Here is a 13,243-nt window from a genome sequence, read left to right on the forward strand (position 1 = left end):
ACCCCCTCGTTTGCGCGGCCTTCAACGCCGACTTCGACGGTGACCAGATGGCCGTCCACGTGCCGCTGTCGGTGGAAGCCCAGATCGAAGCCCGCACGCTGATGCTGGCCTCGAACAACGTGCTGTTCCCGGCCAACGGCGAGCCCTCGATCGTGCCGTCGCAAGACGTGGTGCTGGGTCTGTACTACGCGACCCGCGAACGCATCAATGGCAAGGGCGAAGGCATGATCTTCTCGGATCTGGCCGAGCTGCAGCGTGCGCTGGACAACGGCGTGGTGGAAATCACCGCCAAGATCAGCGTGCGCCTGACCGAGTCGACCAAGAACAAGGAAACCGGCGAATTCGTGACCAGCACCTCGCTGGTGGACACGACGGTCGGCCGCGCCCTGCTGTCGGAAATCCTGCCCAAGGGTCTGCCTTTTGAGGTGCTGAACAAGGCGCTGAAGAAGAAAGAGATCTCCAAGCTGATCAACGTCTCCTTCCGCAAGTGCGGTCTGAAAGAGACCGTGGTGTTTGCCGACAAGCTGCTGCAGAACGGTTTCCGTCTGGCCACGCGCGCCGGCATCTCCATCTGCGTGGATGACATGCTGGTGCCCAAGGAAAAGCCGGCCATCATCGACCGCGCCGAGAGGGAAGTGAAAGAAATCGCCCAGCAGTACGCCTCGGGTCTGGTGACCGCCGGCGAGCGCTACAACAAGGTGGTGGACATCTGGGGCAAGGCCGGTGACGAGATCTCCAAGGTCATGATGGCCCAGTTGGCCAAGCAGAAGACCACCGACCGCCACGGCAAGGAAGTGGACCAGGAGTCGTTCAACTCCATCTACATGATGGCCGACTCGGGAGCGCGTGGCTCTGCTGCGCAGATCCGCCAGCTCGCCGGCATGCGCGGCCTGATGGCCAAGCCCGACGGCTCCATCATCGAGACCCCCATCACGGCGAACTTCCGTGAAGGTCTGAACGTGTTGCAGTACTTCATCTCCACGCACGGCGCCCGAAAGGGCCTGGCCGACACGGCGCTGAAGACGGCCAACTCGGGTTACCTGACCCGTCGTCTGGTCGATGTGACGCAGGATCTGGTGGTCAACAGCCAGGACTGCGGCACGAGCAACGGCACGGTGATGCGCGCCATCGTCGAAGGCGGTGAAGTGATCGAGTCGCTGCGCGACCGCATCCTGGGCCGTACCGTCGCCGAAGACGTGGTGCACCCCGAGACCCGCGCGACCTTGCTGCCGGCCGGCACGCTGCTGGACGAAGACATGCTCGACGAGCTGGAAGTCATCGGCGTGGACGAGGTCAAGGTGCGCACCGCACTGACCTGCGAAACCCGCTTCGGCATTTGCGCCAAGTGCTACGGCCGCGACCTGGGCCGTGGTGGCCTGGTGAACATCGGCGAAGCGGTCGGCGTGATCGCCGCGCAGTCGATTGGTGAGCCCGGCACGCAGCTGACCATGCGCACCTTCCACATCGGTGGTGCGGCGTCGCGTGCGGCGGTGGCCTCCAGCGTGGAAGCCAAGTCCAGTGGCGCGATCGGCTTCAACGCCACGATGCGTTATGTGACGAACAGCAAGGGCGAGCTGGTGGTGATCGCGCGTTCCGGCGAAATCATCATCCACGACGAAATCGGTCGTGAGCGCGAGCGCCACAAGGTGCCGTACGGCGCGATCCTGGCGGTCAAGGCCGACCAGCAGATCAAGGCCGGCGCGATCCTGGCCAACTGGGATCCGCTGACCCGTCCCATCATCACGGAATTCGCCGGTCAGGTGAAGTTCGAGAACGTGGAAGAGGGCCTGACGGTGGCCAAGCAGGTCAACGATGTGACCGGTCTGTCCTCGCTGGTGGTGATCGATCCGAAGCACCGCGGTTCGGCCAAGGTGGTGCGTCCGCTGGTCAAACTGCTCGACGCCCAGGGCAACGAAGTGAAGATCCCTGGCACGGACCACTCCGTGACGGTGGGCTTCCAGATCGGCGCGCTGCTGGAAGTGCGCGACGGTCAGGACGTCGGCCCCGGCCACGTGCTCGCCCGCATCCCGGTCGAAGGCCAGAAGACGCGCGACATCACCGGCGGTCTGCCGCGGGTGGCCGAGCTGTTCGAAGCCCGCAGCCCGAAGGACAAGGGCATGCTGGCCGAGATGACCGGTACCGTGTCGTTCGGCAAGGAAACCAAGGGCAAGGTCCGCCTGCAGATCACCGATCCGGAAGGCAAGATCTGGGACGAGCTCATCCCCAAGGAAAAGAACATCCTGGTGCACGAAGGCCAGGTGGTCAACAAGGGCGAGAGCGTGGTGGACGGCCCGGCCGATCCGCAGGACATCCTGCGCCTGCTGGGCATCGAAGAGCTGTCGCGCTACATCGTTGACGAAGTGCAGGACGTGTACCGTCTGCAGGGCGTGAAGATCAACGACAAGCACATCGAGGTGATCGTTCGCCAGATGCTGCGCCGCGTGATCGTCGACAGCGTGGGCGATTCGTCGTACATCGCTGGCGAGCAGGTCGAGCGTTCGGAGATCCTGAACACCATCGATGCATTGCACGCCGAAGGCAAGATCGCGCCGACCTACACCAACGTGTTGCTGGGTATCACCAAGGCTTCGTTGTCCACCGACTCGTTCATCTCGGCGGCGTCCTTCCAGGAAACCACCCGCGTGTTGACCGAGGCGGCCATCATGGGCAAGCGCGACGAGTTGCGTGGTCTGAAGGAAAACGTGATCGTGGGTCGCCTGATCCCGGCCGGTACCGGCATGGCCTACCACGAGGCGCGCAAGGTCAAGGAAAAGATGGACGACGAAGAGCGCCGCGCCATCGCCGAAGCCGATGCGATGTCGCTGGCGGCCGACCAGGCCGACGCGTCCAGCACCAGCGACGCGGCCGAATAAAGCTTCACCGCCGCCCCCCCCAAAAGCCCCCGACCGTCAGGTCGGGGGCTTTTTTTCTGTGCGCAGGCCGGGTGCGTGCGGCACGCCGCAGAGGGGCTGGGGTATATTGCCCAGCGCTCGCCGGGCGCTGTCTGGCGTCAACCCCAACGGAGATCTCAATATGTCGGCTGTGTCGTGGATCCTGCTCGCGGTGGTTCTGTTGCTGGTGTTCTGGGCCGTGGGGGCATTCAACCGGTTGACCCGCCTGAAAAACGCGATCGCCAATGCGTTTGGCCAGATCGATGTGCAGCTCAAGCGCCGCTACGACCTGATTCCCAACCTGGTCGAGGTCGCGCGCAAGTACCTCGCGCACGAAGCCCAGACCCTGGAGGCGGTGATCGCCGCCCGCAACCAGGCGCGCAGCGCCGAGCAGTCGGCGGCGGCGAGCCCGTTGAGCGCGGGCGCCATCGGTGCGCTGGCTGGCGCCGAGCAGGTGCTCGGTGGCGCTCTGGGCCGGCTGTTCGCGGTGGCCGAGGCCTATCCCGACCTGAAGGCCGACCAGACCATGCGCGAGCTGAGCGAGGAGCTGTCCAGCACCGAAAACCGCATCGGTTTCGCGCGCCAGGCCTATAACGACCATGTGCTGGAGTTCAACGACGCGGCGGCCCAGTTCCCGGCGTTGATCGTGGCGCGGCTGTTCAACTTCCAGCCACAGTCGATGCTGCAGTCCACCCAGAACGAAGCCGAACGTGCGGCCGTGAAGGTGAGTTTCTGATCCACCCCCGCGCCGGGCTCCGCCCGTCACCCCCTCAAGGGGGCGACACTGGCCGTCCGGCAAAGCCGGCCCGGCGGTGTCCTGGGTTGGGTCACCGTCTGCCCTGAGGAGTTTTTGTGCTGATCTTTGAGTCCCAACGCGAGGCGCGCGGGCAGACGCTCAAGCTACTGCTGGCGTTTGGCCTCACCGTGCTCTTGTTGCTGGTGGCGGTCAACGCGGCGCTTGCCCTGGCCTGGGGCCTGACCTGGAGTTTCTGGGTGCCGGGTGCGATGTATCCGCGCCATTTTTTTGAGGTCAACACCGCGGTCACGTTGCTGTTCGTGCTGGGCGGCTGGTGGGTGGAAACCTCTCGCCTGTCCGGGGGCGGGCGGGCGCTGGCCGAGCAGATGGGGGCGCGGCTGGCCCAGCCGGGCAGCCACTTTGACGAACACCGGTTTGCCAACATCGTCGATGAGATGGCGATCTCTTCGGGCATGAAGCGGCCCCAGGCGATGGTGCTGGCGCGTGACCAGGGCATCAACGCCTTCGCCACCGGCTGGGACGAAGACGACGCGGTGGTGGCCGTCACCTGTGGCGCGCTGGAGCACCTCAACCGCGAGGAGCTGCAGGGTCTGGTGGCGCACGAATTCAGCCACATCCGCGAGGGCGACACGCGCCTGAACATGCGCCTGATGGGCATGGTGTTTGGCCTGGAGATGCTGTTTCGCATGGGGCAGCACCTGGCCGAGCCCGATGTGAGGGAGCGCCGCATGGCCGCTTCGCTGCTGGGCGTGGCCATCATGGCCGCGGGCTGGCTGGGTTGGGTGGCCGGGCATGCCCTGCAGGCGGCGGTGTCGCGCCAGCGCGAGTACCTGGCCGACGCCCGCGCGGTGCAGTGGACACGCAGCCGCGACGGGCTGGGCGGCGTCTTGCGCAAGATCATGAGCCAGCAGAACGAAGGCGTGATGTTCCGGCGGATGGGCTCGACGGTGCAACACATGCTGCTGGTGGGGAGCGAGGACGGAAGGGTGGCACACTGGTTCGATTCCCATCCGTCGCTGGCGCAGCGCGTGCGCCGCATCTACGGCCGTCAGATGGGCCCGCTGTCACTCGATCGCAACGATGCGCCCGACCCCGTCACGGCCTCGACCACGCCGCCAGTACCGCCCGGCGTCACGGCACCCGGCTGGACCTTGAGCTGAACCCTATTGAAGCGCCTGTCCTCTTGATGTCTATCGATACCTCCGGCACATCGCCCCGGCTCGCCCCCAGCCTGGGTGCCCTGTTGCATGAAACCGCCCGCTGTGTGCTGGCGGTCGAGCAGGGGCATTCGCTCAGTGAGGTGCTGCCGCGCGTGCCCGCCGGGATGCGGCCTGGCACCCAGGCCCTGAGCTTTCAGGCGTTGCGCCACCTGGGCACGGCGCGCGCCGTGGCGCAGCGGCTGGCCCAGCGAGCGCCCGCACCACCGGTGCTCGCCCTGTTGCACGCGGCGCTGGCTGTGCTGATCGCGGACGAGGATGGGCAGCAGTACCAGCCGCACACGGTGGTGAACCAGGCCGTGGACGCGGCCAAGCTCGCGCGTGACACCCGCATGCAGGCCGGCTTTCTCAATGCCTGCCTGCGCCGCTTTCTGCGGGAGCGCCGCACGCTGCTGGAGAGCGTGGCACAGGATCCGGTGGCGCGCTGGAACCACCCGCGCTGGTGGATCGAGCGGCTGCAGCGCGACCACCCGGACCATTGGCAGACCATCCTGCAGGCCAGCAACCGGCCTGGGCCGATGGTGTTGCGCGTCAACCGCCGCCTCGTGGCGCGCGACGCCTATGCCCAGACGCTGAAGGACTTGGGATTGGAGACGCAGGCGCTGGGCGAGGACGGGCTGGTGATGTCCACACCGCAGCCGGTCGAGCGCCTGCCGGGTTTTGCGCAGGGACATTGCTCGGTGCAGGACGGCGCGGCCCAGTTGGCGGCCGGCTTGCTGCTGGACGGCCGCGCGTGGAGCGCGAACGACCGGGTGCTCGACGCCTGCGCCGCGCCCGGCGGCAAGACCGCCCACCTGCTGGAGCGGGCTGATCTGGACCTGCTCGCGCTGGACGTGGACGCCCAGCGCTGCGAACGCATCCATGACAACCTGCGCCGCCTGGGCCTCAGGGCGGAGGTCAAGGCGGCCGATGCGGGCCTGCCCGACACCTGGTGGGACGGCCGGCGGTTTGACGCCATCCTGCTGGACGCGCCTTGCACCGCCGCCGGTATCGTCCGCCGACACCCCGACGTGCGCTGGTTGCGCCGGGCCACCGACGTGGACCAGTTGGTCGCCATCCAGCGGCGCCTGCTGGACACCCTGTGGCCCCTGCTCAAACCGGGCGGCCGGCTGGTCTATTGCACTTGCTCGGTGTTCCATGCCGAGGGCCAGGATCAGGTCCGGGCGTTCCTTGAACGCCACACCGACGCCGTTCTGATCCCCTCACCAGGGCATTTGCACCCGGGAACCACCGCCCCTGGCGGGGAGTTCAACGACAATGAACCGGGTGGATACGACGGCTTTTATTACGCCCGCTTGGACAAGGCCCAGCCTTGATGCAGCGCCGCCCGCAGCCGCTGTGATGTCGCTGTGGCGCTGGCTTCTGGCCGTCGTTTGCACCCTGCTGCTGGTGTTGCAGGCCGTGCCGGCGCATGCGCGTGGGCCCGAGGTGCTGCAAAGCAGCCTGCAGCGCAGTGCCGACGGCCTTCAGCTCTCGGTGCGGCTGGCGCTGGTGCCCTCGCCGGCTGTGGAAGACGCCTTGCTCAAAGGCGTGCCCCTCTATTTCGCGTGGCAAACCGAGGTGGTGCGCGAGCGCTGGTACTGGACCGACAAGCGCATCAGCGCCGCCACGCGCACCCTCCGGCTGGCTTACCAGCCGCTCACCCGGCGCTGGCGCGTGAGCCTGTCCACCGACGGAGGCGCCATTGGCACAGGGTTGCAATACGCGCTGCACCAGAACTTCGACTCGCTTCCCGAAGCGCTGGCGGGCATCAGCCGCGTGGTGAACTGGCAGATTGCCGAGCCCGGCCGGCTGGAAGAGGGCGTTCGCTACCAGGCACAGTGGCGCTTCCGGCTCGATCTTTCGCTGCTGCCGAGACCGTTCCAGATCGGCATGGTGAACCAGTCCGACTGGGTGATCGAAGTGCAGCGTGACCTGGACGTGCCGGCGAACAACGAGGCCGACGCCCGACCTGAAGCCGCCGCGCCAGACGCGCGCTGATGCCGTTCACCGCGCGCCACCGCCGCCCCGCCCACGTGAGCACCGACAACGCACGACTCGACCACAAGGTGGCCCGCCGCAAGCGCTGGGCCCTCGTGGCGGCCCTGGTGTTCATGACCGGGCTGGGCATGGTGCTTCTGTTCCTGCTCACGCTGGCCACCCGCAACCGCGCCTTCTACGAGCAGAACTTCGCCTGGCTGGCGGGGGTGAACGTGGCGGTCGCGGTGCTGCTGTTCCTGGTCATCGTCTGGCTCGCCATGCGCTTGATCATGCGGTTGAGGCGTGGCAAGTTCGGCAGCCAGCTGCTGATCAAGCTGGCGGCCATCATCGGGCTGGTCGGTGTGCTGCCGGGGGTGCTGATCTACGCGGTGTCCTACCAGTTCGTGGCGAGGTCCATCGAGAGCTGGTTCGACGTGCGCGTCGAGTCGGCGCTGGCCGCCGGCCTCAACCTGGGGCGCACCACGCTCGACACGCTGAGCGCCGATCTCAGCGGCAAAACCCGCATGGCGGCCGAAGAGCTCGCCCGCCTGCCCTCGACCTCGGCCTTGCTGGCCATGGAACGGCTGCGCACCCAACTGGGTGCCAGCGACATGGTGCTCTGGAGCAGCTCCGGGCAGGCCTTGGCCACCGCGGGTGCCTCGCGTTTCGATTTCACGCCCAACCGCCCCGCGACCGCTGTGCTGCGCAGCGTGCGCGCCAACCGGGTGGTGGCGCAGATCGAAGGACTGGAGGAGGGCAGCGACGGCGCTGAGCAGGCCGAGCTCGCGGTGGGGCAGGCGCGCATCAAGGTGCTGGCCCTGGTGCGCGCGCCCGGGTTTGGCCTGGAGGACGAGTCGCGCTACCTGCAGGTGGCTGTGCCGCTGCCCGCAGCCCTGGTCACCGACGCGCTGGCGGTGCAGGTCGCCAACCGCGAATACCAGGAGCGGGCGCTGGGGCGCGAGGGTCTGCGGCGCATGTACATCGGCACGCTCACGCTGGCACTGTTCCTCTCGGTGTTCGGCGCGGTGCTGCTGGCCGTGCTGCTGGGCAACCAGATGGTGCGGCCGCTGCTGGTGCTGGCCGAAGGCATGCGCGAAGTGGCGCAAGGCGATCTGTCTCCCAAGGCGGCGCTGACCTCGCGCGACGAGCTCGCCGGGCTCACGCGCACCTTTGCCCACATGACGCAGGACCTGGCCGACGCCCGCAACGCGGTGCAGCTCAGCATGCAACAGGTGGACGCGGCGCGGGACAACCTGCAGACGATCCTGGACAACCTCACCGCGGGCGTCGCCGTGCTCGACGAACAAGGGCGGCTGCGCAGCGTCAACCCCGGCGCGGCGCGCATCCTGCGCACACCGCTGGCCCTGCACATGGGCCAGTCGCTGGCCGAGGTGCCGGGGTTGGAGGCGTTCGGGGCCAGCGTGCTGGCGCAGTTTGACCGTTTCCTGTCGGAGGACACGCCGCACGAGGGCGGCCATTGGCAGCAGTCCTTCGAGCTCGGCCCGCATGGCCGAACGCCCCTGGACGAAGGTGTCACGCTGATCGCGCGTGGTGCCCTGTTGCCCAACAACGAGCGCCTGCTGGTGTTCGACGATGTGTCCGAGATGGTCTCGGCCCAGCGCGCGCAGGCCTGGGGCGAGGTGGCGCGGCGCCTGGCGCACGAAATCAAGAACCCGTTGACGCCGATTCAGCTCTCGGCCGAGCGCCTGGCCATGAAGCTCGAAGGCAAGGTCCAGCCCGCCGAACAGGCGATCCTCAACAAGAGTGTGCGCACCATCGTGGACCAGGTCGACGCAATGAAGCGGCTGGTCAATGAATTCCGCGATTACGCACGCCTGCCCGCCGCCCAATTGGTGGCGACCGACCTCAACGCCCTGGTGCGCGACATCCTGGTGCTCTACGACCACGCCGTGGTGCCGGTGCGCTGCGAGCTCGACGAGCACGTTCCGCCGGTGATGGCCGATCCGCAGCAGATGCGCCAGATCCTGCACAACCTGGTGCAGAACGCGCAGGACGCCATGGCCGGACAACCGGACGCCTTCGTGCTGCTGCGCACCCGCCACACCGAGGGTGGTCAGTGGGTGCGTCTGGCGGTGATCGACCAGGGGCCTGGGTTTGCCGAGCACATCCTCAAGCGCGCCTTCGAGCCCTACGTCACCACGAAAACCAAAGGCACAGGGCTTGGTCTCGCGGTCGTCAAGAAGATGATGGAAGAGCACGGTGGCCGCGTGGACATCAGCAACCGCCTGATCGACCACAAGATTGTGGGTGCCCAAGTGTCGTTATCATTCGCAGTTGCGATTTGACAACATTGACAGAGGGAAGCATTCCGCGCCATGGCAACTATTCTGGTGGTAGACGACGAACTGGGGATACGCGACCTGCTGTCCGAGATCCTCAACGACGAGGGTCACACGGTCGAGCTGGCTGAAAATGCGGCCCAGGCGCGCGCGCTGCGCACCCAGTTCCGGCCCGACCTCGTGCTGCTCGACATCTGGATGCCCGACACCGACGGTGTGAGCCTGCTCAAGGAGTGGGCCAGCACCGGTCTGCTGACCATGCCGGTGATCATGATGAGCGGCCACGCCACCATCGACACCGCGGTGGAAGCCACGCGCATCGGTGCCACCGCGTTCCTCGAAAAACCCATCACGCTGCAGAAGCTGCTCAAGGCGGTGGACGTGGGCCTGAACAAAACAGCGGTCAAGCCCCTCGCGCCCTCACTGCAGAAGAACCACGTGGCCATGATCGCCCCGGCCGACCTGACCGTCGAAGCCGCCATGACCGGTGGCACGCTGCCCGATATGGTGCTCGACATCGGCCCGCAGTCGCTGCAGTCGTTCAACCTCGAAGGCCCACTGCGCGAAGCGCGCGACGAGTTCGAGAAAGCCTATTTCGAATACCACCTCGCCAAAGAGTCCGGCTCCATGACCCGTGTGGCCGAAAAGACCGGTCTGGAGCGCACCCACCTCTACCGAAAGCTCAAGCAGCTGGGCGTGGACCTCGCCCGCAGCAAACGCAATGCGCTGTGAGCGCGGGCAACGCCAGAATCGGCCCAAGAAGCTGCTACAATTCCGCTTCTGTTTGGCCCGGTAGCTCAGTTGGTAGAGCAGCGGATTGAAAATCCGCGTGTCGATGGTTCGATTCCGTCCCAGGCCACCAAACACCTGAAACGCCCAGCACCCGCTGGGCGTTTTGCTTGGTACCTTCCCGTTGAAATCCTCGATCCACACCGTCGAAGTTGACCGTCCCGACACCTGGACGCGCCACCGCGCCGGTCTGTGCGACAGCTGTGTGGCCAACTGCTGCACCATGCCGGTCGAGGTGCGCCTGCCGGAGCTGGTGCGGCTGGGTCTGGTGGACCCGTTCGAGGTCGAGCACGAGGCGCCCAAGCAGATCGCCAAGCGGCTGGACAAGGCCGGGCTGATCGATCATTTCAACTTCAAGCACAGCGTCTTCACGCTGGCGCGCCGCGCCAGCGGGGACTGCCAGTTTCTGGACGCGAAGACGCGGCGCTGCACGGTCTACGAACAGCGGCCAGACACTTGCCGCAAGCACCCGCACGTGGGGCCCAAGCCGGGCTACTGCCCGTATGGCGCCAAGCGGATCGTGAGGATCGTGCCCGCCCATGAGCGCTGACGCCTTGCCGCTGCTGTCGGCCGCCGCGCTGACCGCGCTCGCGAGGGCGGAGCGGCCCGGCCGCTGTGACGTGTGTGCGCCGCTGGTGTGTCCCGGCTGGGAGTCGGTGCCGACGACCTTCGACACCGCGTTGTTGCAGCGGGTGGGCACGCTGCGGCGCGAAGAGGTCGATGAGCCCACGGTCGTGGAGCACCACCCGCACGGCACGCACGGTTGGTCGATCGACGCGCCGATCGCGCCCGCCTTCTTTCCCTACAACCGCTGCGATGTGTGGACCTGCAAGGCCTGCGCCCGGCCCTTCCTGCGTTACACCGAGTACGGCGGTTATTACGAAGACGATCGCATCCGCCAGGTCAACGCGGCGCTGATCGAAGACGCTCAGCCCTGAAAGCGCAGCCGGCGCATGGGCCGTCGGCTTGCCAGGCCCGTGGTCAGCGGCGCGCAGGCGCTTTGATCAGGCGGAAGTTCCAGTCGGGGTCACCGCCGGACCGCCCTTCGGCCGCGCGGCGTGTGCCGCGGATGTCGAGCCGGCAGTCGGAGGGGGAGATGTCCCCGGTCCACACCGCGCTCATGGCGACACCGTCGTCGGACTCGTCGAGGTTGAACCCACCATCCGTCACGTCGCCCGACACCTGTGCCTTCACCTCGTCGGTCCGCGTGCTGCGTTTCAGCTGGCCGCGCACGCTGTCCGGGTACTCGGGGTGGGCTTCGAGCAGCATGGCGCCCCGGGACACCGCCGCGTCTTCGTTGCCGCCGGATGGCCACAGGCTGAAATGCCACAGGCCGTACAGATCGGGCGGCCTCACGTCCCGCGCCGCGGGGCAGGGGTCGAGCGGCCGCCCTTCCACCTGCGCCTGTGCGGGCGTGCCCAGCACCAGCCACGCGCTGGCGAGGCCCACGGCGAGCGGGCGCATGGGCCTCATGGCGTCTCGGCCGCCTTGATGGCGGCCTGCTCGGTGGCGCGTTGGGCAAACTCGGCGCGCAGCGCGCGCAGCTTTTCGCGCGGGTCTTCTTTCACCGTGTTCTGGTCCAGCCCCATTTCCTGGATGAAGCGGCTGGCCACGCCGGGCACACTTTCGCGGCCCTTCTTGCGGCGCTTGAGCCAGCTCACGGCCAGCGTGCGCTGCGCACGCGTGATGCCCACGTACATGAGGCGGCGTTCTTCCTGCAGGCGCTGCGCCAGGCTCTCAGCGCTGGCGTCACGGTTGCTTTCTTCGTCCATCTTGAACGGCAGCAGGCCTTCGTTCACGCCCACCAGCATCACGTGCGGCCACTCCAGGCCTTTCGATGCGTGCAGGGTGGAGAGCGTCACCACGTTCTGGTCTTTCTCGCGCTCGGAGAGCGTCGAGAGCAGGGCGATGGTCTGAACCACTTCGAGCAGCGTCTTGCGCTCGCTCTCGGTCTGCACGCCGGCTTCGTCTTCGATCTGGCCGCCGCAGCGCCCGGCCACCCAGTCGCAGAACTCCACCACGTTGGTCCAGCGCGCCGCAGCGACCTTCTCGTTGTCTTCGCTGTCGTACAGGTGCTTTTCGTAGGCGATGTCTTTGAGCCACTCGGTGAGGAAGGCGCGCGCGGCTTCGTGGCCCACCGTGTGTTTGGCGCGGTATTCGAGGTCGTTCACCGCGCGCCCGAACTCGTGCAGCGTGGCCACGGCGCGCGCGGGCAGGGCGGCGCCGAGCGAGTGGGAGAACAGGGCCTCGAACAGGCTCAGCTTGTATTGCGTGGCGAAGTTGCCCAGCGCCTGCAGCGTGGTGTGGCCGATGCCACGTTTGGGGGTGGTGGCCGAGCGCAGGAACGCCGGGTCGTCGTCGTTGTTCACCAGCAGGCGCAGCCAGGCGCAGAGGTCGCGGATCTCGGCCTTGTCGAAGAAGCTCTGACCGCCCGAGACCTTGTACGGAATCTGCGCGCGGCGCAGCGACTGCTCGAACGAGCGCGCCATGTGGTTGGCGCGGTAGAGGATGGCGAAGTCGCGAAACTCCTTGTGCGGCGAGGTGGTGCGCAGGCTCTGGATGCGCGCCACTGCGCGCTCGGCCTCGTGCTCCTCGTTGTCGGCGTCCACCACGCGCACCGGTTCGCCTTCGCCGAGGTCGCTCCACAGCGTCTTGGGGAACAGCTTGGGGTTGGGGCCGATGACGTTGTTGGCCGCGCGCAGGATGGCGCTGGTGGAGCGGTAGTTCTGCTCCAGCTTGATGACCTTGAGCTCGGGAAAGTCCTGCGGCAGGCGCTTGAGGTTGTCCAGCGTGGCGCCGCGCCAGCCGTAGATGGACTGGTCGTCGTCGCCCACGGCGGTGAAGCGCGCGCGCTCGCCCACCAGCAGCTTGAGCAGCTCGTACTGGGTGGCGTTGGTGTCCTGGTACTCGTCCACCAGCACATGGCCCATCTTCTTCTGCCAGCGCTCGCGCACGTCCAGGTGCTCGGTCAGCAGCTTGAGTGGCAGGCTGATCAGGTCGTCGAAATCGACGCTCTGGTAGGCGGTGAGGCGCTCCTCGTAGCGCGCCATGATGGTCGCGGTGACACGTTCGTTGTCGTCCTTCGCCTGCGCCAGCGCCTGGCCTGAATTCAGGCCCGCGCTCTTCAGGGCGCTGATCGCCCACTGCCAGCCGCGCGCGATGTTGGCGTCGGTGGTGCCGCCGCAGTCCTTGAGCATGCTGGTGATGTCGTCGGTGTCGAGGATGCTGAAGTTCTTCTTCAGACCCAGCACCTCGCCGTCCTCGCGCAGCAGCTTCACGCCCAGCGCGTGGAAGGTGCAGATCAGCACCTTCTTCGCGTCGCGCCCCACC

11 protein-coding genes and 1 tRNA gene are annotated in these 13,243 nt (G+C 67.0%); 10 read left to right on the plus strand and 2 right to left on the minus strand.

What is annotated here, in order from left to right:
• The 10 genes from IV088_RS05390 to IV088_RS05435 all read left to right on the plus strand — a co-directional run.
• Positions 1-2,873: DNA-directed RNA polymerase subunit beta' (locus IV088_RS05390; RefSeq protein ID WP_291098789.1), on the plus strand; the 2,873-nt coding region annotated here is incomplete at its 5' end.
• A 160-nt stretch (positions 2,874-3,033) separates the two neighbouring features.
• Positions 3,034-3,627, plus strand: a complete 594-nt coding sequence (locus IV088_RS05395; RefSeq protein WP_291098791.1) for a LemA family protein — start codon at positions 3,034-3,036, stop codon at positions 3,625-3,627.
• Between the two features lie 116 nt (positions 3,628-3,743).
• The gene (locus tag IV088_RS05400; protein WP_291098794.1) at positions 3,744-4,808 is read left to right on the plus strand and encodes a M48 family metalloprotease; all 1,065 of its coding nucleotides are present in this window, start codon (positions 3,744-3,746) and stop codon (positions 4,806-4,808) included.
• 26 nt (positions 4,809-4,834) lie between these two features.
• A complete protein-coding gene (rsmB, locus tag IV088_RS05405; RefSeq protein WP_291098797.1) occupies positions 4,835-6,181 on the plus strand; it encodes a 16S rRNA (cytosine(967)-C(5))-methyltransferase RsmB in 1,347 nt (448 codons plus the stop codon).
• Between the two features lie 25 nt (positions 6,182-6,206).
• Positions 6,207-6,845 (plus strand): DUF4390 domain-containing protein, encoded by a 639-nt coding sequence (locus IV088_RS05410; protein ID WP_291098800.1) that lies wholly within the window; start codon positions 6,207-6,209, stop codon positions 6,843-6,845.
• Positions 6,845-9,130 carry an ATP-binding protein gene (locus IV088_RS05415; protein WP_291098802.1) on the plus strand — a complete coding sequence of 762 codons (2,286 nt, stop codon included), beginning with the start codon at positions 6,845-6,847 and terminating at the stop codon, positions 9,128-9,130. The genes IV088_RS05410 and IV088_RS05415 overlap by 1 nt, the downstream gene beginning before the upstream one ends.
• A 30-nt stretch (positions 9,131-9,160) precedes the next feature.
• Positions 9,161-9,856 (plus strand): response regulator, encoded by a 696-nt coding sequence (locus IV088_RS05420; RefSeq protein ID WP_291098805.1) that lies wholly within the window; start codon positions 9,161-9,163, stop codon positions 9,854-9,856.
• A 54-nt stretch (positions 9,857-9,910) separates the two neighbouring features.
• Positions 9,911-9,986: transfer RNA gene (locus tag IV088_RS05425), tRNA-Phe, on the plus strand.
• Positions 9,987-10,037: 51 nt separating this feature from the next.
• A complete protein-coding gene (locus tag IV088_RS05430; protein WP_236963620.1) occupies positions 10,038-10,463 on the plus strand; it encodes a YkgJ family cysteine cluster protein in 426 nt (141 codons plus the stop codon).
• Entirely contained in the window at positions 10,453-10,851 is a 399-nt protein-coding gene (locus tag IV088_RS05435; RefSeq protein WP_291098810.1) for a hypothetical protein, read from the plus strand. The genes IV088_RS05430 and IV088_RS05435 overlap by 11 nt, the downstream gene beginning before the upstream one ends.
• Positions 10,852-10,894: 43 nt before the next feature.
• On the opposite strand, the gene IV088_RS05440 is transcribed toward IV088_RS05435, so the two are convergent.
• Positions 10,895-11,377, minus strand: coding sequence for a hypothetical protein (locus IV088_RS05440; RefSeq protein WP_291098813.1), 483 nt, complete (start codon positions 11,375-11,377; stop codon positions 10,895-10,897).
• A gap of 5 nt (positions 11,378-11,382) precedes the next feature.
• A partial coding sequence (locus IV088_RS05445; RefSeq protein WP_291098816.1) for a 3'-5' exonuclease occupies positions 11,383-13,243 on the minus strand: 1,861 nt, incomplete at its 5' end.

It is taken from the genome of Hydrogenophaga sp. (assembly GCF_018780075.1).
Classification (GTDB): Bacteria; Pseudomonadota; Gammaproteobacteria; order Burkholderiales; family Burkholderiaceae_C; genus Hydrogenophaga.